Source organism: Bacillus pfraonensis (genome assembly GCF_050768835.1).
Classification (GTDB): Bacteria; Bacillota; Bacilli; order Bacillales; family Bacillaceae_G; genus Bacillus_A; species Bacillus_A pfraonensis.
On the sequence record NZ_JAHCDO010000125.1, the window covers coordinates 1 to 284 of the forward strand.

The 284-nt window shown below is 35.6% G+C and carries 1 pseudogene; it reads right to left on the reverse strand.

Features of this window, described 5'->3' with window-relative positions:
* Positions 1 to 104 precede the first annotated feature (104 nt).
* Positions 105 to 284 (reverse strand): annotated as a pseudogene (locus tag KFD70_RS29405) (hypothetical protein); the annotation flags it as partial.

A 284-nucleotide genomic window follows, 5' to 3' on the forward strand; every position in this document is an offset into this window, starting at 1 on the left:
AGCACGAGATACACCGGCAATTTCACATAAAAGGATGACTGACAGATTTTCGTTCGCATGTAAATCTTGAATCGCTCTATATTTATTTTGTAGACGAATACTTGTTAACGACGCCTCCTTTCGAGTTCCTCTAACTTTTTTAAAAAAGCATTTTCAGCACGTAATCGTTCATTTTCTCGTTTTAAACGTTTCATTTCTAGTTTAAATTTTTCTTCCACTGTTAATTCATATTCCTCTTTCTTTCGACCTCGTTGATCTTGTAATGCCTCTTCACCATTTGCCTC